At 68.7% G+C, this 17,364-nt stretch carries 18 protein-coding genes; 5 read left to right on the top strand and 13 right to left on the bottom strand.

Annotated features, from left to right (window positions below; translation table 11 throughout):
* Positions 1-13 precede the first annotated feature (13 nt).
* Positions 14-3,259, top strand: a complete 3,246-nt coding sequence (locus tag AC3IYJ_RS42760) for an AfsR/SARP family transcriptional regulator (RefSeq protein WP_489403627.1) — start codon at positions 14-16, stop codon at positions 3,257-3,259.
* Positions 3,260-3,339: 80 nt separating this feature from the next.
* On the opposite strand, the gene AC3IYJ_RS42755 is transcribed toward AC3IYJ_RS42760, so the two are convergent.
* Positions 3,340-3,594 (bottom strand): hypothetical protein, encoded by a 255-nt coding sequence (locus tag AC3IYJ_RS42755; RefSeq protein WP_489403626.1) that lies wholly within the window; start codon positions 3,592-3,594, stop codon positions 3,340-3,342.
* Positions 3,595-3,973: 379 nt separating this feature from the next.
* On the opposite strand from AC3IYJ_RS42755, the gene AC3IYJ_RS42750 reads away from it, so the two are divergent.
* Positions 3,974-4,249 (top strand): hypothetical protein, encoded by a 276-nt coding sequence (locus AC3IYJ_RS42750; protein WP_489403625.1) that lies wholly within the window; start codon positions 3,974-3,976, stop codon positions 4,247-4,249.
* A 706-nt stretch (positions 4,250-4,955) separates the two neighbouring features.
* On the opposite strand, the gene AC3IYJ_RS42745 is transcribed toward AC3IYJ_RS42750, so the two are convergent.
* The gene (locus tag AC3IYJ_RS42745; protein ID WP_489403678.1) at positions 4,956-6,737 is read right to left on the bottom strand and encodes a DUF2637 domain-containing protein; all 1,782 of its coding nucleotides are present in this window, start codon (positions 6,735-6,737) and stop codon (positions 4,956-4,958) included.
* Between the two features lie 210 nt (positions 6,738-6,947).
* Here AC3IYJ_RS42745 and AC3IYJ_RS42740 point away from each other — a divergent pair, with 210 nt between their 5' ends.
* The 3 genes from AC3IYJ_RS42740 to AC3IYJ_RS42730 are packed head-to-tail and all read left to right on the top strand — an operon-like array spanning position 6,948 to position 9,681.
* Positions 6,948-8,165: a ParA family protein gene (locus AC3IYJ_RS42740; protein ID WP_489403624.1), complete on the top strand. Its 1,218-nt coding sequence runs from the start codon at positions 6,948-6,950 to the stop codon at positions 8,163-8,165.
* Positions 8,162-9,484 (top strand): ParB/RepB/Spo0J family partition protein, encoded by a 1,323-nt coding sequence (locus AC3IYJ_RS42735; RefSeq protein WP_489403623.1) that lies wholly within the window; start codon positions 8,162-8,164, stop codon positions 9,482-9,484. Before AC3IYJ_RS42740 ends, AC3IYJ_RS42735 begins: the two co-directional genes overlap by 4 nt.
* A 59-nt stretch (positions 9,485-9,543) precedes the next feature.
* A complete protein-coding gene (locus AC3IYJ_RS42730; RefSeq protein WP_489403622.1) occupies positions 9,544-9,681 on the top strand; it encodes a hypothetical protein in 138 nt (45 codons plus the stop codon).
* 201 nt (positions 9,682-9,882) lie between these two features.
* On the opposite strand, the gene AC3IYJ_RS42725 is transcribed toward AC3IYJ_RS42730, so the two are convergent.
* From AC3IYJ_RS42725 to AC3IYJ_RS42675, 11 genes are all read right to left on the bottom strand, one after another.
* Positions 9,883-10,557: a hypothetical protein gene (locus AC3IYJ_RS42725; RefSeq protein WP_489403621.1), complete on the bottom strand. Its 675-nt coding sequence runs from the start codon at positions 10,555-10,557 to the stop codon at positions 9,883-9,885.
* Between the two features lie 108 nt (positions 10,558-10,665).
* On the bottom strand, positions 10,666-11,223 hold the full coding sequence (gene tpg / locus AC3IYJ_RS42720) for a telomere-protecting terminal protein Tpg (RefSeq protein ID WP_489403620.1): 558 nt from the start codon (positions 11,221-11,223) through the stop codon (positions 10,666-10,668).
* 155 nt (positions 11,224-11,378) lie between these two features.
* Positions 11,379-11,996: a hypothetical protein gene (locus AC3IYJ_RS42715; RefSeq protein ID WP_489403619.1), complete on the bottom strand. Its 618-nt coding sequence runs from the start codon at positions 11,994-11,996 to the stop codon at positions 11,379-11,381.
* Entirely contained in the window at positions 11,993-12,889 is an 897-nt protein-coding gene (locus AC3IYJ_RS42710) for a hypothetical protein (RefSeq protein WP_489403618.1), read from the bottom strand. Before AC3IYJ_RS42710 ends, AC3IYJ_RS42715 begins: the two co-directional genes overlap by 4 nt.
* Positions 12,890-12,906: 17 nt before the next feature.
* Positions 12,907-13,212: a hypothetical protein gene (locus AC3IYJ_RS42705; protein ID WP_489403617.1), complete on the bottom strand. Its 306-nt coding sequence runs from the start codon at positions 13,210-13,212 to the stop codon at positions 12,907-12,909.
* An 8-nt stretch (positions 13,213-13,220) separates the two neighbouring features.
* A complete protein-coding gene (locus tag AC3IYJ_RS42700; protein ID WP_489403616.1) occupies positions 13,221-14,021 on the bottom strand; it encodes a hypothetical protein in 801 nt (266 codons plus the stop codon).
* A gap of 193 nt (positions 14,022-14,214) precedes the next feature.
* Positions 14,215-14,454 carry a hypothetical protein gene (locus tag AC3IYJ_RS42695; RefSeq protein WP_489403615.1) on the bottom strand — a complete coding sequence of 80 codons (240 nt, stop codon included), beginning with the start codon at positions 14,452-14,454 and terminating at the stop codon, positions 14,215-14,217.
* On the bottom strand, positions 14,454-14,645 hold the full coding sequence (locus AC3IYJ_RS42690) for a hypothetical protein (protein ID WP_489403614.1): 192 nt from the start codon (positions 14,643-14,645) through the stop codon (positions 14,454-14,456). The genes AC3IYJ_RS42695 and AC3IYJ_RS42690 overlap by 1 nt, the downstream gene beginning before the upstream one ends.
* An 11-nt stretch (positions 14,646-14,656) precedes the next feature.
* A complete protein-coding gene (locus AC3IYJ_RS42685) occupies positions 14,657-16,357 on the bottom strand; it encodes a DUF2637 domain-containing protein (RefSeq protein ID WP_489403613.1) in 1,701 nt (566 codons plus the stop codon).
* Between the two features lie 331 nt (positions 16,358-16,688).
* On the bottom strand, positions 16,689-16,820 hold the full coding sequence (locus AC3IYJ_RS42680) for a hypothetical protein (RefSeq protein WP_489403612.1): 132 nt from the start codon (positions 16,818-16,820) through the stop codon (positions 16,689-16,691).
* 89 nt (positions 16,821-16,909) lie between these two features.
* Entirely contained in the window at positions 16,910-17,275 is a 366-nt protein-coding gene (locus AC3IYJ_RS42675) for a hypothetical protein (protein WP_489403611.1), read from the bottom strand.
* Positions 17,276-17,364 lie beyond the last annotated feature (89 nt).

Genomic DNA, 17,364 nt, shown 5'->3' with positions numbered 1-17,364 from the left:
AGGGGCCGTTCCCATGCCCACCACCGGTAAGCCACCCGGACCCCGCCGGGCGAACGCGGTCCGTTCCGCGGCCGCCGCGTTCCGCGGTCTCCTCAGTCTGGCCGTCCTGCTCGCTCTGCTCGGCGGTCTGCCCGTGCTGCTGTGGTGGGCAACCGCCCAGGTCGGTCCCCCAGGGCTCGCAGCCCTGGGGTCCCTGCTGTCCACGGACGACTCGGGGCAGGTGTTCCTCCTTGTGCTCGCCGTCGCCGGCTGGGTCGGCTGGGCCTTGTTCGCGTGCGCGGTCCTGGTGGAAGTCCCTGCTCAGTTGCGCGGTCGCGCCGCCCCGCAGATCCGGGGACTGGTCGGGCAGCGGGCCGCTGCCGCTCTCGTCGGTGCCGTCATGCTCGCCCTTCCCGCCGGAACCGCCCTGGCAGCACCCGCCACCGCAGCTCCTGCCTCCATGCTGGCGAGTGTGAGCGCTTCAGCGACTCCTGGCACCCCGGCCGAGCGCACCGCTGACACCAGCACGACGTCGGCTGCTGACCGATCCGGGGCAGCAGCCAGGCACACGGTGCGCGATGTGCGGCCCGCAGAGAGCCTGTGGTCAATCGCCGAGCAGACCCTGGGCAACGGCGAACGTTGGACGGAGATCGCCGCCCTCAACGAGGGCCGCACCATGACCGACGGGAGTCCCTTCCACGCCGACCGGCCCATTCAGCCCGGCTGGATCCTCAACCTCCCATCCGACGCAGCCGCCGTACCAAATGGCACGCCCCGGGCCCAGGACGCGGCCACCCCCTCCAACGCGGTCGGACAGCGCGAGTACCAGGTACGAGAGGGCGACAACCTCACCCTGATCGCGGGCAAGCAGCTCGGGGACACAGGCCGGTCTCAGGAGATCTTCGACCTCAACCAGGGCGAGCCGATGCCCGGCGGCTCCACCTTCACCAACCCGGATCTCATCGTCCCCGGGCAGAACCTCACCCTCCCCCGAACCGGCACCACCGACCAGGCCGCACCGGCCCCGGGCGGCGACCAGCCCGACGAAGCCGCCACGCCAGTTCCACCCGCCGCCACGCCGTCGGCCCCCGCACCCTCCACGGCTCCGGCCCAGACACCCACCCCAACCGCGTCCGTGCCGACGGCCCCTGTCCCGCAACAGGCCACACCCGCACCGAGCCCCTCCGGCGCCCCTGCGACGGCCGTCCCGCAGGTTGCCACCACCGGCAACAGCATCAACTGGACGATGACCGCCGGAATCGGCACACTGCTCGCCGCATCCCTCGCCGGAGCCCTGGGCCTGCGCAGGATCCTGCAGCAGCGCCAACGCCGCGCGGGACAGACCATCGCACAGGACACCGACCCCACCACACTCGAACAACTCCTCGCCTCCACCGGCACCATGGAGGACGCCGAACTCCTCGACCGGATCCTGCGTGCCCTGGCCCACCAGGCCGAAGCGGACGGCCGCACCCTGCCCGCACTGCGCGGCGCACACCTCGCAACAGACGTCGTCACGCTGCTGCTCGACGAGCCCGCCGAGCCCATCGCCCCGTTCACGGCTGGCCCCGACACACTCACCTGGATCCTGGACAGCCAGGCGGTCTTGCCACCCGCCACAGATTTCCAGGATGTAGAGGCCCCCTACCCCGGGCTGGTCACCCTCGGGGGGACTGCCGACGGCTTGCTCCTGGCCGACCTCATGACCTGCCGCGTCCTGCTCCTGGACGGCACCCCCGACGAGATCCTCGAAGTCGCCCGCGCCCTGGCGCTGGAGCTGGGGACCTGCAAGTGGACCGACTACAGCGAGATCCTGACGGCCGGGCTCGGCACCCGACTGGCCGGGCTGCTGCCGCAGGGCCGGGTCCGCACCATGCCGCACCTGCCCGCCGTCGCCGCCGACCTCGGCGCGCTCCTCCTCGAAGCCCACCAGAGCGGCGACCAGGTCCTGCCCTGGCTCCTGATCGGAGCCGGGGAGTACGACGAGGAACACGTCACCCAGCTCGCCGACGCCCTCGCCGCCGGCAAGGGACTGCAGACCGCCGTCGTACTGCCCGCCACCCCAGCGACCCGGCACGCCTTCCCCCACGCCGAACTCCTCGACACAACCCGCGACCAGGACGCCCTCCTGGACCCGCTGGGCCTGGCAGTGACCCTGCAGCGCGTCACCGACGAGCAGTACCGGCAGTACGTCCACGCTCTGGAGGTGTCCACCCAGGACCCCGTACCGGCGACCGGCCCGTGGGGATTTGCCGAGAGCCACAACCAGCCCGCCGCCACCGGACAGCCCCTGACCGTGCGTGTTACCAGCGCGGACGCCCAGGACCCCGGCAACCCGTTCCCCGCGCTCCTCGCCGGACTCGACTCCAGCACGCCCCACCGGTCCGCAGACGCTCCAACCGGCACCGCGGCCCAGGCCCAGGCCCCGGACCCTGCGGGGCAGCCCGCAGAACCGACCCCGCTCCCCCATCAGCCGGCCAGCCGCGTACCTGCCTCGTCCCCGGAGACGGAGCCGGAGTCCGGTGAACATGCCGCCGTGCGGATCGACATGCTCGGGGCGCTGGGCATCACCGGTGGCGCCGGATCCACCAACGCCCACGCCCCCCGTACCACCGCCGTCGCAGCGCTCATCCATCTCCGCCCCGGCCGCAGCGCCGAGTACCTGTGCCAGGCGATGGACCCGGCCAACCCCTGGAAGGCCAGCACCCTGCAGTCGCGGATCTCCGAGCTCCGCAGCAAGCTGGGGCTCACCAAGGACGGACACCCGCTGCTGCCCCGCCCGAAGGACGACAGCGGATATCGGTTCCACCCCGACATGACGTCGGACTGGGACCAGTTCCGGAAGCTGGCCTCCCGTGGACTCGCCGCCGGCCCGAAGGACGGGATCGCGGACCTGGAAGCTGCGATGGCTCTGGTCCGCGGCAAGCCGTTCGAAGGACGGACCCTGCCCTGGGCCGATCCCGTGGTCCAGGAAATGCTGTCGCGGATCACCGACACCGCCCACACCCTTGCCCGCTGGCACACCGACGGCGAAGCACAGGACCTGGACGCCGCCCGCCGCATCGTCCAGCAGGCCCTGGAGATCGAGGAGACCTCCGAGGTCCTGTACCGCGACCTCCTGCAGATCGAGTTCGCCGCCGACGACACAGTCGCGCTGAGGCGGACGGTCTCACGTCTCCAACAGATGGCACGGACCTACGACATCACCCTGGAAGGCCACACGGAAGACACCGTCAGCCTGCTCCTGTCCGGCCACCCCGCCCCCGTCACCACCAGCTGACGTCTCCCCCCTTGAACGTGTGTGGGGCCTGCCGATGGCAGGCCCCACACACGCGTTCACATCCGACCGTGCGGCTTGTCTCAAGCGAGGGCCGCGACCGAGTGCCGGGCGGCGGCCAGGAGTTCCGCGCGGGCCTGCTGCTCACCGACCGGCGGCCGCGTAGTCCACTCCTGGCAGATCTCCACGACTGCCGTGCACACTGCCCGCACTGCGCCGGCCAGATCCTCATCGAGCTCCGTCAGCTGCGGGCCGGTCACCACCACCGGCCCGTACAGGCCGTAAGGGATGTCCATCCCCCGCCACACAGATGCCAGCGCCCACGCCGAAAGGTTCACGGGCAGAGCCTGTCCGTTCCCGTGGATATGCAGGTGCGCCCTTCGGTGATAGACCGCTGCATCAGCCGAGCCGCCTACGGAAGCCCGTACAGCCTCCCACCGCTCCCCCTTGTCGGTCGGCCACGGCAGCGCAGCCACCGTGCTATTCGTATCGATCCTCAACGCTGTCCCCACAGGTCACCTCCAAGTTGCTGAACACGAGCCGGGCTCTGGAATCTTCATCAGACATTGGAAATGTAGGCACACCCTCTCGCCAGAGGGGCCTGATTCTGGGGATCCGAACCCACGTCGGCCAGATCCACGCCGAGCCCGGCCGGCCGCAGGCCAGCCGTCACCACGGCTGGCCCGTACAGGCCGCAGGAGACGATGTCGACGCGCCATGCAACTCGGCCAGGAAGAGCACGTCGGGAAAGTCAGGCTGATCCGCTCCGTCAGCCTTCACGGCATCTACCCGCTCGCGCCTGAGTCTGCCGCCGAACTGCGTCAGCTGCTGATCCTGAACGCCGATGGCGCCGCGACGATGAAAGCGGGAAATTGGACGCCACGGACGACGCAACTGGCGGGGATCACTGTCGGGGAGGGGCGATCACCGAGTCCCTCAGTGGCCGTCGCCGGCCTTCGGCCGATGTGGTCAGTGACCGATCCGCCTTGTTGACGGGGCAATGGCCGATGGGCAAGGAATCGGTCATGACCGATGGCCGATTCGGCGTTGACCGGTCACCGAGGCCGGAGACCGGTCACGGGCTTCTGCTGTACCCCTAAGCCGGTGAGAACAGGATCGGTCACCGGTCAGACCGAAGATCTTCCCATGCACAGAAGCGGTCATCGGTCACCTCACCGGGACCCACTCACCGCTATCCGTCAGTCACTCACCACTCACCACTCATGTCCGTCCACCCGGAAGTCAGGCGCAGCTCCGTACCCGGTGAGCGGCGTCCAGACGGCCAGACGCCACCCCGAAGGCCTCGGACAAGCCCTGCTCACATCGGTCACCGGCCACCGGTCACCGGCTCCTGGATCGGTCAAAGTGCAGGTCAGGGGCATCGGTCACCGGTCACGCACCGAAGCGTCACCACTGACCGGTCAGCACTTACCAGTGCTCCCACGGCTACTCACCGGCCCGGAACTGAACTCACCAACCACCAGTTGCGGCCGGTCACCATTTACGTGCACCAGTTGGATCATCCACCGACCAGCTCGGCATCGGTCACCAGCCTCAGCACGCAGCCGGGCGACGTGCCGGGGCAGCACCGTACCCAACCAGCTGCCCATCGGTCACCGGTCACCATCTGCCCGGCTTCGTAGCCGGTTGGAGACCACGGACGTAGGAGGCCGGTGTCGGTCAGCTGGCCAACAAGGGGTCAGCGGCTGGTGACCGATCGCAGATGCGCTCGGCCTTCGCGAGCACGCCGCTGTTCCAGGAGCTTGGCAGCCTCAAGGACACGGCGCTGGCCCGTCTTGGGTGAGACTCCGAGGCGTCGTGCGGCCTCGGCTCCGGACAGCCTCTTGCCCGAGGCCTCGGCTTCGGTCAGCCACTGCGCGACCTGCTCGATCGCCCTCTGGATCGGATCGGCATCGGTCTCGCTGCTCTGCTGCTGCGGGACCCGCGCGGTGGCCTCCCTTGTGTCGTTCACCTCCGCACTCCATAGCGATGCCTGCCTGGCCGGAGCCGGGACGGCGGCATCCGGGGGCCGCTTCGGTGAGTTGATCTGAGCGCTGGACTCCGCCGAAGCGACTGGAGAAGGAGCTGGGGGCTGAGCTGTCGGCACCGACGCAACTGGTTCTACGGCAGTGGCCGGATCGGGGGCCGCGCTCTCGAAGAAGAGGTGCGGCACCATAGAAGCAGGCGTGAGGAGGCGGTCCTCTGCAGACATCGGCTTGTCCGCGGGTTCGGGAACTGTTTCGGAGGAGCCTTCGGCGGGGTCAGCCAACTCCTCGGTGAGGATCCCAGCCTGGACCTCGGCGGGGCCGCCCAAAGTAGCTTCACGGAGGTTGACCAGGATCGGCTCCAGGACGTCCTCTGCAAGCAGCCCACCGGTCTGCAAGTCGAGCACGCCGTACTGCTGCGCGAGGAACGCAGCCAGATGCTCCGCCGTCGGGAAACGATCGAACCGGCTGATGAACTCGCGGCCCACGTCGTACAGCTCGGTGGGTGAGTAGGCAGGGACCTGCTGAGCAACAGCGTGCTCGACCACAATGTCCGCCTCGGCACCGCCTGCTCTGGCATGCTCCAGGCCCTCGACGTCCTGAGGGCTGTAGCCGCCCTCGTACGCGACCTGCGGTGCGCGCGGGGCGGCAAACCAGGCGCTGTTGTCAGCTGCGGTCATGGCCGAGTCCACCACGAAGGGGGCTGCGTCGGGATGACCCTGCGGGCCCGTTCCCGCCTCCGGCACCTGCCCGTCCGGGCCCACGGTCAGGGACCCCGCCGGAAGGGCCGGAGCCATCGCCGGGGGCAGCACCAGCGGGTCGATGCCGGCCGCCGCCAAACCCTCGGGGGCCGTCTGGGCGAGGGGGACGCCGATGCGGGCCAGCCGCAGCGGCATCATGGCGCCGACCGGGGCCTTGCGCCGCCAGAAGCGGCCGTAGCGGGCCTGGAGGCGGGCCTGGTAGATCAGGCGGTCCTGCTCCATGCCGACGGCCTGCTCGTAGGAGCGCAGCTCCCACAGCTTCATCCGGCGCCACAGCTTGAAGGTGGGGACGGGGGAGAGGAGCCACCGCGTGATGCGGACGCCCTCCATGTGCCGGTCGGCGGTGATGTCCGCGATCCGGCCCACCGCGTGCCGGGCCGCCTCCACGGTGACCACGAACAGGATCGGGATCACGGCGTGCATGCCGACGCCCAGCGGATCCGGCCAGGCGGCCGCGCCGTTGAACGCGATCGTCGCCGCCGTCAGCAGCCACGCCGTCTGGCGCAGCAGCGGGAACGGGATCCGGATCCACGTCAACAGCAGGTCCAGCGCGAGCAGGACGCAGATGCCCATGTCGATGCCGATGGGGAAGACTAGCGAGAAGTTGCCGAAGCCCTTCTGCAACGCGAGCGCGCGCACGGCGGCGTACGAGCCCGCGAAACCGATCCCGGCGATGACTACGGCTCCGGCGACCACGACACCGATCAATATCCGGTGCGTACGAGTCAGCTGCATCGCGGCCACGAGTTCTTGTCCCACCTCTGTCTTGTCCAGTTGATCAGCCTGTCACCAGGTCATCGCTGCTGTCAGCCCTCTTTCGGGCTTTCGCCATCGTGTCCTCAGTGCCGCTTGCAGCACCCTGATGTGACATCAGGTGTGAATCGGACTGTCTCGGTGGTAAGTGGCGTGCAGCGAATCACCAGCCTAAGTCAGTAAGGTATCCGCATGACCGCCTCAGCTGACCCGACCGGCAGGGAGAAGGTAGCCATCAAGCTACCGGCCGGACTTCGACAGAAGATCAAGGTGCGTGCCGCCCAACTCGGCCTGGACATGCAGGACGCAGTGTCAGAGGGCATCCAGAACTGGATGGACTCCGCGGCTAAGCACGCCGTCGTCGACACAACTGGTGCCGCCAACTTCACGACCCACTTCCCCCCCGGCCTGAACGAAGAGTTCAGGGGGGTGGCCAAGGACCGCAAGGTCGCACTGAACCAAGCCTTGGCACAGGCCGTCACCGAGTGGCTGCGTGACCACCCTGCCCACCGCAAGGTGCGTGAGGCCACAGGGCCGGTCAGGTACATCGTCTGCAACCAGAAGGGCGGAGTCGGGAAGACAGCGGTGTCTGCCGGCCTCGGGGAGGGCATCGCGGAACGCCTGGCCGAAGCAGACGCGGAGAGCATTGCGGAACGCCTCGTTGAAGCAGGCGTAGAACGCGAAGCCCGCGTGCTGCTGGTGGACTTCGATCCTCAGTGCCACCTCACCCTGCAGCTGGGTCATAAGCCGTTGGGTATCGATGACCCCAGCCTGGCCAAGCGCATGCTCGGCGAGGAGAAGAAGACCGACCTCAGCAGCCTCGTCGTTCCGATCGAATCGAAGCAGTTCGGCAACCGCCTGGATCTCCTGCCTGGCTCCAGCTACGCATTTCTGCTGGACGCCAAGCTGGCCACTACAGCCGGCCTGCGTATTCGGGAATCAGCCCTCGAACGCGAGCTTCTCGCAATCGAAGACGCCTACGACTACGTCATCATCGACTGTCCACCGAGCCTCGGCTACACGATGGACAATGCGCTCTATTACGGCCGCACGCGCGACGGAGAGCAAGAGGAGTCGTCGGGCGTCCTCATCGTCGTACAGGCCGAGGACTCCTCCGCCGACGCGTACGAGCTGCTCATGAACCAGATCTCCTCGCTCACGGGCGACATGAGTCTTCCTCTGGCCCTCCTGGGCATCGTCGTGAACCTGTACGACAGCCGTCGCGGATACATCGCCACGTCCTCACTCCAGGGGTGGCAGGATCTCGGCACTCCCCCGGTCCTCACCGTGATCCCGGACCTCAAGGAGCAGCGCGAGGCGGTCCGTGTGAAGAAGCCCCTGCTTGAGTACGCCCCGGACTCTGCGCAAGCGGCCTGTATGCGGGAGCTCACGAGGAGGATGGTCGGATGAGCAAGGCAGACATGCTCGGCGGCGGTGCCTCGTTCCAGCGGGCTTCTGCCGTTCAGGTCGGCCCGGCACTCAGTGACCGGGGGCGTGCCAAGGCCGTAGCCGAAGGACGCATTCCGTCGTACACACTCGTCAAGATTCCCCTGTCCAAGGTCTCCTCGACACCGCTCAACCCCCGCCGGAACTTCGGTACGCCAGAAGAGCTGACCCGCTTCGGTGAGGAACTGAGGCAGGCCCAGCTCGCAGCGTGCGTCGTTGTCACACGCCAGGCGTACCTGGCGATCTGGCCCAATCACGCCACGCAGATCGGTGACGCCGAGTACGTCCTAGTCAACGGGGAACGGCGATTCCGGAGCGCGCGGCACGTCGAGCTGCCGGCTCTTGACTTCGTCATCCGCGACGAGTTCGCCGAAACCCGCGAGGACTTCCTCAACCGGCTCCTGAAGGAGAACCTCGACCGCGAGGACTTCGACCCGATCGAGCGGGCCACCGGCGTGCAGCAGCTCGTCGACGTATGCGCGGAGACCGACGCGTACGGTGCCCAGAGCAGGGCGGCCGACCAGCTCAAGAAGTCTCGGGCGTGGGTGACTAACCAGCTGAACCTGCTCACCTTGCCAGGAGGCGTCCAGGCTTCGGTCAGCGCTGGGGAGACTTCGGGGCGGGACGCCGTCTGGATGGCCCGGCGGCTTAAGGACTCTGGTACCCCTCTGTCCGCAGACGACCTCTTCCGACTCTTGGAGACACACAAGGCGGAGGAAGCACAGACCAAGGCCGCGAAACGAGCACTTCTGGAAGCGGCGAGCCCCGAGTTGTTGACCGCGGTTAACAACTCGGGGGGAGCCGGCGGCATGGCTAAGGTCGCGGCGAGCGGCTCGGCGATCCAGTCGGCGGCATCGAACACGGACCCCAAGTCGTTGACCGCGGTCAGCGACCGAGGGGACACCGAGACCAGCCCCTCCTCCCCTGCCGACGGCCATCAATCCGAGTCGTTGACCGCGGTTAACAACTCGGGCGGAGCCGATGGCATGCCTACGGCCTCGGCAAGCGGCTCCCCGATCCAGACGACAGCACCGTCATCGACCGCCGTCAACAAGGCCGACGGAGACCAGCCCAATGCGCAGCCGGGGAAGTTGTTGACCGCGGTTAACAACTCGTCCGCTGCTCCGCGAACCCCAGGGGTGCCTCGCCCGGTCGACGAGGCAGCGATGAGCCTTCGGCAGCACTTGGGGACGACACCGGTGGAGCAGGCCGACAACATCGTCCGCGCCCTCAACGCGGACGAGCTCACGGCATTGGTCGAAGAGCTCTACAACCGGATGTGATCGCACCTTGAGCGGGAGGCCGGACCGCCCTAAGCGGTCCGGCCTTCTCGTTGATGCCGATGAACTCAGCCGCAGTGTCCGGCAGCGGGAGGCCGGGCCTCCCCTGGGCGGACCCGGCCTGGTTCAACGAGATGCTCCGCGAGCACATGTCCGCCGAGCACCGCGAACAGCTCGTCCTTCTCCTTATGGCGGACTGACAGTCCTAACCCGGTTAAGTACCGCCGCGGCGGCCAGCTGCAGACCTCTTTGATCATGGGGAGAGCCCGCAACCCAAGAAGAGCTTGTGTGGTCGGGTAGCCGGAGATCAGCAATGGTCTCCGGCTACCCGACCACAGCTTGGTGTGACTGAGCGCTTCAGCTGGCGGGATCAGCCAGCTGAAGCGCTCAGTAGGTACTGGCTACACGTCCGCACCCGTGGTGACGTCTTCGTCGGGTCGCTCGGTCGGGGCATCCAACGGGATCACAGGGATCGGGGGAAGGCTTCCCAGCAACGCAGCCGCCTCCGGGTTTGGCAGTTTGGCCAGTGGCTGGAGTTCCTCGATCCTGGCCAAGATCCGCCGGAGCTCCCGATCGACGGGACCCAGCTCGAACTGAACGCCCACCACTTCCACAGTCCGGGACTGCGCATTGATCAGCCGCATTGGAGGTGCGGAAAGCTCTGCCAGGGTTCCCGCTTCCACCTCTTCAGGGGTCGGTCGGGGATGGTGGACGACCCACTCATCGAGGTGCTCGTCAAAGTGCTCGGTCCCATTGCGAACCTTGCGGTCCTTGAGGGGAGAACCGTCACCCACCCCAAGAACCGTCCGAAGGTAGGGGCCCCGCGTCAGCCGCCACTGCAGGCCCTCATCTGTCTGGCCTTTGCTCTTGATTTCGACAGGCCAAAGCATTCGGGAGACCTTGCCAGTGAACACGAGGACGTTCTCCAGATAGATCCATGCAGACGGAGGGATCGGCTCAAGGCTGGCGTGGACCATCAGCTCCTCAAGCGCATTCAGTGCGTAGCGGACATCTCTCGCAAGCCAAGTCAGGTACACCCTCTGCGCCCAGGGGTCCTGGGCTATCGGTTCGCTCATCGGGCCATCTTGCGACCTCGGATGCCCAGACCCGCCAAGTCGACAGCTCACTCGCCAGATCAAGCGCTCAGTCTCACTTGGGTCGCGGGCCCTCCCCATGCCATACGGTCAGAAGTTGAGCTCGACGTAGTCGATGTCGGTGAACTCCACCAGAAGCCCCTGGGCGCGGGCTCCGCCGTCCTTGAAGTACGCCTCTTGGAGGCCTTCGGCGGCGAGGGCCTGGAGCTCAGCCTCAGTGGCGCCTGCGTCCTGGGCGGTGAACAGGCGTCCCGCGAGCTCGGGCGGTAGGTGCTGGGTGATCCGGCGCATCCGTCCGTCGTCGCTCGTCCCGGGGGCCGCGGTGAACCCGAACCGCGCTCGGGTCTCGATGACCAGCCCGGTCTGCTTAGCGGCCTTCTCCCGTGCGCGCTTGCGGACCAGGGGCTGCCACCGGCGCGTGACCTCGGTCTCCATCCGGTTCGCGAGCGCGGGCTTGGGCTTTTTGATCTGGTCCTTCACGTACCGCTCGACGGTGCGCTGCGAGATGCCGAGCAGCGCAGCAACCTGCTTGGTGGCCCCCTTGTGCTGCTTGACGAGGTAGCGCATCTGGGCGCCAGCACTCTTGGGGATGGGGCGGGTGGTGTGGGCCTGTCCGGCGCGCTCCAGGCTGTCTCCAACGATGCCCATGCTCAGCCTCCTTCTGTCCGAAGCTCGGGACACTTTTCATGATCGTCTAATTGGTGGGGTAGAACAGCGGTGAGGCCCGCAGCGATTCGAGCGCTGCGGGCCTCACCTGCTCCGGGGCCGCACGGTTCAGAGCGTGGGGGGACGGGCTGTCCGGGTCACTTCGGCGTGATGACGGAGGCAGTCACTACGGTGCCGTCGTCCAGGAGCGCCGAGCCGTGCGCGACGAACTCGTGCTCGCGGTCGTGGCGGTACTGGAGGGGGCCGGTGGCGTCCAGGAGCGCGGCCAGAGCATCGTCCAGGGAGTCGTTTGACATCAGGACGACGTGGACGCACGGGGTGCCGTTCTCGTCGTACACGTGGAGGCTCTCGGAGTGCTGCGTCCAGTCCTGCCGGGCCCACGGAATGAGGGCGCGAAGCCGGCGGCCGAGCTCGGAGGCGGGCTGGGTGCACGGCTTCTTCACGATGTGCTGGTGGTCGGAGTGCAGGTGGCTGGCGTAGACCGGCGTGCCGTTCCATGTTCCGTGCACCTCGGAGTGATCGAGGTACTGGGCGTACTCATGGGCGATCGGCGCGTTGAGGGCTGCGCCGATGCGGTCCAGGGGGCCGACCTCATCGGTATAGGGAAGGCCGGTTTGCACCAGCAGGCGGATTCCCTCGGGGAGGTTGGTGTGGAGTCCGGCGCGCAGTCCGGCGGTGGCCCCGAGGTGGTCCAGGAGGTCGGCTGCGGCGTCGAGCAGCTCGGGGAGCTGGTGCGGCAAGGCGGGCCGGGTCACTTCTGGCTCCCGTACAGGTGGGTGATCAGGCTGTCGAGCAGCCGGTACAAGTCGGTGTGCTCGGTGACGGCCGGGTCGGCAATGTCCAGGTGGCCCAGCTTCCGGGATCGGACGGTGAGCCGTGCCGAGACGAAGCGGAAGCCGTACGGGTGGCCCTCCCCCTGCTGGGGATCGGGGTCGTAGACGAAGGTCCCGAGGACCTCGACGCTGCGGCGGACGTGCTCGGCGCGGGCCTCGACGGTGAGGTTGATGGTGTCCCGGCTGTCGCCGTGGGTCTGTGTGGAGACGGAGGTGAAGCCGGGCAGAGGGCTGATCCCCTCGGTGAGCAGGCCAGCCTCCCCGGTGACGTAGGCGCGTTCCTTGTCGTCCTGGTAGCGGATGAGCAGCTTGCTCTCGCCCGTCTTGCGCTCCTCGCCCATCAGGCCAGGAAACTGGAACCGGTTGTGGCTGTAGGCGTGCCAGAGCGGGCGGGTGGTCTCGACGGCGGTGTGCTCGCGGGCGCAGCGGTTGCACAGCTGTTCTTCGTCGGCCGCGACGACGGTGGAGAAGGCGTCGATGCAGGAGAAGCAGAGGAAGCCGTGGCGGTCCCGGTCCCAGCGTGGGATCGGGCTGCACGCCAGGACCAGGTTCCCCCAGGATCCGACGGTCGCGGTGACGGTGTCCTGGCGGCGGCCGGCGTACTCGGCGTAGACGGAGGCGGCGCGGTCGTGGCCGTGCACGGCGACCAGGGCGCGGGCCCACGCCATCTGGACTTCCTTGGCCTCCTCGGTCATGTCGGGGCGGCCGTTGTAGGAGACCAGGGCGCCGAGACCGGCGTCGTCGGCGAACAGGCGCTCCATCTCGGCGAGCAGGCGGGCGCGGGCGGTCTGCTGTGTCTGGAGGGTCGGTAACACGGTGGGCTCCTTCTTGGTCAACGGAGGAAGCGGCGCACGGCCGCGGGCGAGGTCGAGGTGAGGATCGAGTCGACCCGGAGCAGGGCCTGCAGGCGCCGATCGACGTCGGCGCGGTCCCGCTCGGGCACCCGGTCGAGCGCGAGCCGGGTCCGGATGGTCGCCCACTGCACCCGCAGCTCGGAGATCCGCGCGCGACGGCGGTACGTCGCCTCGACGGCCTGGCTGGCGGACTCGGTGAGAAACAGGCGGGCGGGGTCCTGGTCCGCGACGGCGGACCGGAGCCGGTAGCCGAGGCGGGCGGCCCGCCGCGCCCGGCGGCTCACGCGCGGAGTCACTGGCTGCCCGTGGCGGACAGTCGCAGCGTATGGGCGGCCAGCTCCATGCGGCGCTCGTGAGCCTGGTCGAGGTCGGCGCGCAGCACATGGTTCGTCAAGACCGGGTTCTGGTCGAGGTCGGCCACCGCGTCCTCCAAGGCGGGGTACCCGGCCGCCTGGATCTGCTGGTAGGCGGCCTCGTCCCGGGGGGAGCTGCAGAAGAACGGGCGCTTTCGAGCGCTCTCGACGCGCTCGTACCACATGTCGATGGCGATACGGGCCTCGTCTACCGCGAGGACGTAGGTGTGGTGGGCGGCCATCCACGCGGCGGCGCTGCTCAGCGCCTCCCAGCGCAGTTCCACTTGGTGCAGCAGACGATCCCGCTCGGCGCGGGCGACCTGCTCGTGGGCGAGGCGGTCGCGGACGTCGGCGTAGCGGTAGGTCGTGTCCGCCAGGCTCACCAGGCGCATGCCCTCGGTTTCCGCTTCCTCGCTGCTGGCGTCGGGGTGCTCGGCCCGCCAGCGCAGCACCGCGGCGTCGATCTGGACTTCGAGCTGCTCACCGACGCCGGTGAAGCCCTCAATGTCGAGCGGGGAAAGGTTCGTGATCACGCTGGTGCCCTTCGGTCGGTGGTCGGGGTCGATGCCCCGGGATCGCAGGTCTGCGTACACGGTCGGCCGGCTGATCCGCGCGGCCTCGGCGAGAGCGGAGACATTGGTCTCGCCCGCCTGCCACGCGGCGGCAAGCAGGTCGGCCCGGCGTCCGGGCATGGACCAGTCCCGCAGTGCGGCCATCGCGTTGCCTCGTCTCGTACTCACACAACGACAGTGCCGTAAAACGGTTTTACATGTGAAGTGGTTTTACAGCGCTCGGCTGGAACGCGTCCCTGAATGTCCTGATCGACCCATCGCTACGCCAAGGCCCCCGGACGCGTTCGGCGTCCGGGGGCCTGCCAGGGTGTGGTGGAGGTGGTGTGGCCTGCGGCGATTCGAGCGGCGCAGGCTCGCGTACCTACAGACCGACCTCGGTCTCGGGGTTGTAGTCGGTGAACTGGCCGCACCAGTTCAGGCCGGTGGCGCGCTGGGTGTGCGGTTCCAGGCCGCGCAGCCAGCTGGCCTCAGCGGTCGTCAGGTGCTTCTCGCAGGCGAACACGGTGCGGTCCAGGCTCTGCTCCTGGCCCTCGCCGCTGTAGCCCTCCACGAGCCAGACTGCGGCGGAGGTGCACGCCGTGACCTTGCCGAAGGTCGGCATCACTCCACCCCCACCCAGTCCGCGGCCAGTCGCAGGGCGCCGGTGGCGCGGGGGTCCAGGTGGAACTCGAACCGTCCGGTGGTGCCGTGCTCGCCGTCCGCGTCGATGGTCAGGACGGCGCTGCCGTCCTGGTTCGGGAGGAGGGTGAGGCCGGTCACCGTGCCGGTGACGTCCATGTCGGGGATGCTCATGATCTTCTCCTCTACTGGGTGGGGTGGTGGATCTCGGGGTCGTAGCCGGTCGTCGGGTCGTACCCGGCGCCGATCAGGAGCAGCGCCTGCTTCTTGTACGTGGAGGCGGTGGCCGGGGCCGCGCCGCCGAGCAGCGAGGCGATGTGCCCGTTGTCGATGTCTCCCTCTCGGTTCTCCCGGACGAACGGCAGTACGTAGCGGGCGATCATGCGGGTCTTGATCTGGGTGGGCGACAGGTCGGCGAGGGCCTCGGCTTCGGCCGCCCGCTTGTTGTGTTCGGCGGCCGCCCGGCGCGCTTCGGCGGTGGCCTTCTCCGATTCGGCGATCGCCTTCTGGTATCCGGCCTTCTTCGACCGGAGCCGCTCCGTCTCCTCCTCGGTCCGCTCGGTCTGCGCCCTGACGGCGGCCTCGCGGTCACGGATTTCAGCAGCCTTGACCGCGGCTTCGGCGGCCTCCTGCTCGTCTTCGGCGGCCCTGCGGTTGTGTTCGGCAGTACGGGCACGCGTTTCGGCGACACCCTCCGCCTCAAGCGCCTCGGCTTCCTGGGCCTTGAGGCGCTCGACGGCGGTCGCCGTCAGGTTCGCCGTGCGCCGGGCGGAGTGCGCGCCGGCTTCGGCCGTCGCGGTGGCCGCTTCGGCGTTCGCCTTGGCCACTTCGGCGGTCGCGGTGACCTCCGCGCGGACGACATCCACCTGCCCGTCGGCGCGCAGCGTCTCGATCTCCATCTGGGCTTTGGCGATCTTGCGGTTGGTGTCCAGGGCCAGGGTGCGCAGGCCGGCTTCGTGGGTGCGCTGCTGCTCGTCGGCCTGTTGCTGTTGGGGCAGGGCCAGTGCCTGGTCGACGGTGAGCCCGTACTTGGCCATGGTCATGGGCAGGCGGTCCAGGTCGGTGACCGGGTCCACGCCCTCTTCGCCGGCCTTCACGCGGGCCTCGCGGTGTTCGAGGAACACCTGGTAGACGGTCAGGTCCTGCTGGCGCTGGAGGGCTTGCTTGTAGCTGCGGATCTCCCACATGCGCATCTGCTTGGACATGCCCCAGGTCTGGCGGGGGGCGTAGAGCCAGCGGTGCCACGGGATGGTGTCGTAGCCGGTCTCCAGCTCGGTGCGCTTGATGACCAGCTTGCGGGCTGCCTCCATGATCATGACGAACAGGAACGGCATCGACCCGTGGCCGATAGCCCGGACCGGGTCTTCCGTGACGGAACCCGCGGCCTGGGCGTTGTAGATGATGGTCGCGGCGGTGAGCACGTGCGCGGTCAGCCGCATGGCCGGCCACGGCGTCTTCTTGCGGATCATGTAGAGGTCCATGGCCAGGAACGCGATGATCGCGCCGTCCCACGCGACCGGCGCCCACGGCGCAAGGGCCGGGCTGAACCCCCACGCGAGGGCGACACCGACGAGCGTGTTGTACGAGCCGACGAACCCGATGCCTGCGACGACCGCTCCGCCGACGACAGCGAGGACAGGCACCACGATCCGCATGAGCCAGTGGTCCGAACCGGCCTCCGGCGTCCCCGAATCGGGGATGCCGGCCGCCGAATCGGCAGCCGCGAGGTCCGGGTCGGAGGCCACTTCGCCGAGCCCGGCGGAGTGGGTGTCGGAAGCCGGTTCAGGCGCCCCCGAACGGGGGTCCGGGGTCCCCGAACCGTCGTGCCCCGTCCTCGAACCGGGGACCGTGGCGCCCGAAGCGGGCGACGGGATGGTGGTGGTCATTGCTCTCCTTGTCGAATCGGTGGTGCGGGTGACCGGGCGGGACCGAAGTCCCGCCCGGGTGCTGCTGTTGCCACGGTGGCGATGCCCCATGGTGCCCGGGGTGCCTTCCGCAGCCACGGAAGGGTTCGGTTAGGAGCCGGGCTTCGGGTGCGGGCGGGCTGGCAGCGGCTTCGGCGCGGTGCGTCCGTCGCGTTCGTGCGGGGTGGGCTGCACCCGGACCGATGCCGTCACCAACAGTCCCTGCACAAGCCGTTGGCGGTCTTCTTGTCGCTCCAGGTGCCGCAGCTCCGGCACTGCCACAGGTGGGCGAGGAGACCGAGGACCTGCCGCCTCACGGCCGGTTCCCGAGCAGTGCCATCAGCCGCGTGGTCCAGCCGCCGCAGTGCTGGCAGTGGTACTGCCGGGCCTTGTCGTCCCGCTTCATTGCCCGGCCGTGACAGACCGGCGCCGTGTGTCGTGCCATGATGCGAACTCCATCTCTTCAGGTGGATTCGCCCGTCCCGGGGCTGCTTGGTAGGTGACCCGGGACGGGCACTTTTGTGGTTCGGGGCGTCAGCCGCCGCAGGGGAACAGGCCGCCGATGTCCGCGTACGCGTGGCGTACGTAGCCGGACATCGCGCCCCATCCGCCGCTGTGGGTGCCGGTCGTGATCTGCCGGACCCACACGAGCGTGGGATCGGTGGGGTGGCATCCCTGGATGCTGGCTTCGTCCTCGGTGCCCATGGCGCCCACGACGGTGCCGTCCTCGGCACGCAGCAGGAGCCCGCCGGTACCGGTCTTGGGGGCGAGTCCGACGGTCGCGCCCTCGTAGTGGATGAAGCCGGGCGCCGGCGCCCTCTCGGGCAACGTGGCGACGGCGACGCCGGTGCCGAGCGCGGCGGCGAGGACGGTTCCGGTGATCTTCGCGGCGAGGAGCATTACGTTCTCCTTCAGGGGTGGCCGCCCCCTCTCAGGGGTCGGCTTTCTGGGTGTCAGGGGAGGGCGTCAGGGGCCCTGTCAGGGCCTGT

Source organism: Streptomyces sp. GL_140 (genome assembly GCF_057834465.1).
This window is presented reverse-complemented; position numbering and strand designations above follow the sequence as displayed.

Coding starts and splice junctions, on each gene's coding strand:
- AC3IYJ_RS42675 (WP_489403611.1), bottom strand. CDS start 17,275: ATGCTCCTCGCCGCGAAGATCACCGGAACCGTCCTCGCCGCCGCGCTC.
- AC3IYJ_RS42690 (WP_489403614.1), bottom strand. CDS start 14,645: ATGAGCATCCCCGACATGGACGTCACCGGCACGGTGACCGGCCTCACC.
- tpg (WP_489403620.1), bottom strand. CDS start 11,223: ATGGGCATCGTTGGAGACAGCCTGGAGCGCGCCGGACAGGCCCACACC.
- AC3IYJ_RS42695 (WP_489403615.1), bottom strand. CDS start 14,454: ATGCCGACCTTCGGCAAGGTCACGGCGTGCACCTCCGCCGCAGTCTGG.
- AC3IYJ_RS42680 (WP_489403612.1), bottom strand. CDS start 16,820: ATGGCACGACACACGGCGCCGGTCTGTCACGGCCGGGCAATGAAGCGG.
- AC3IYJ_RS42685 (WP_489403613.1), bottom strand. CDS start 16,357: ATGACCACCACCATCCCGTCGCCCGCTTCGGGCGCCACGGTCCCCGGT.
- AC3IYJ_RS42760 (WP_489403627.1), top strand. CDS start 14: ATGCCCACCACCGGTAAGCCACCCGGACCCCGCCGGGCGAACGCGGTC.
- AC3IYJ_RS42750 (WP_489403625.1), top strand. CDS start 3,974: ATGCAACTCGGCCAGGAAGAGCACGTCGGGAAAGTCAGGCTGATCCGC.
- AC3IYJ_RS42740 (WP_489403624.1), top strand. CDS start 6,948: ATGACCGCCTCAGCTGACCCGACCGGCAGGGAGAAGGTAGCCATCAAG.
- AC3IYJ_RS42730 (WP_489403622.1), top strand. CDS start 9,544: ATGAACTCAGCCGCAGTGTCCGGCAGCGGGAGGCCGGGCCTCCCCTGG.
- AC3IYJ_RS42725 (WP_489403621.1), bottom strand. CDS start 10,557: ATGAGCGAACCGATAGCCCAGGACCCCTGGGCGCAGAGGGTGTACCTG.
- AC3IYJ_RS42745 (WP_489403678.1), bottom strand. CDS start 6,737: ATGCAGCTGACTCGTACGCACCGGATATTGATCGGTGTCGTGGTCGCC.
- AC3IYJ_RS42735 (WP_489403623.1), top strand. CDS start 8,162: ATGAGCAAGGCAGACATGCTCGGCGGCGGTGCCTCGTTCCAGCGGGCT.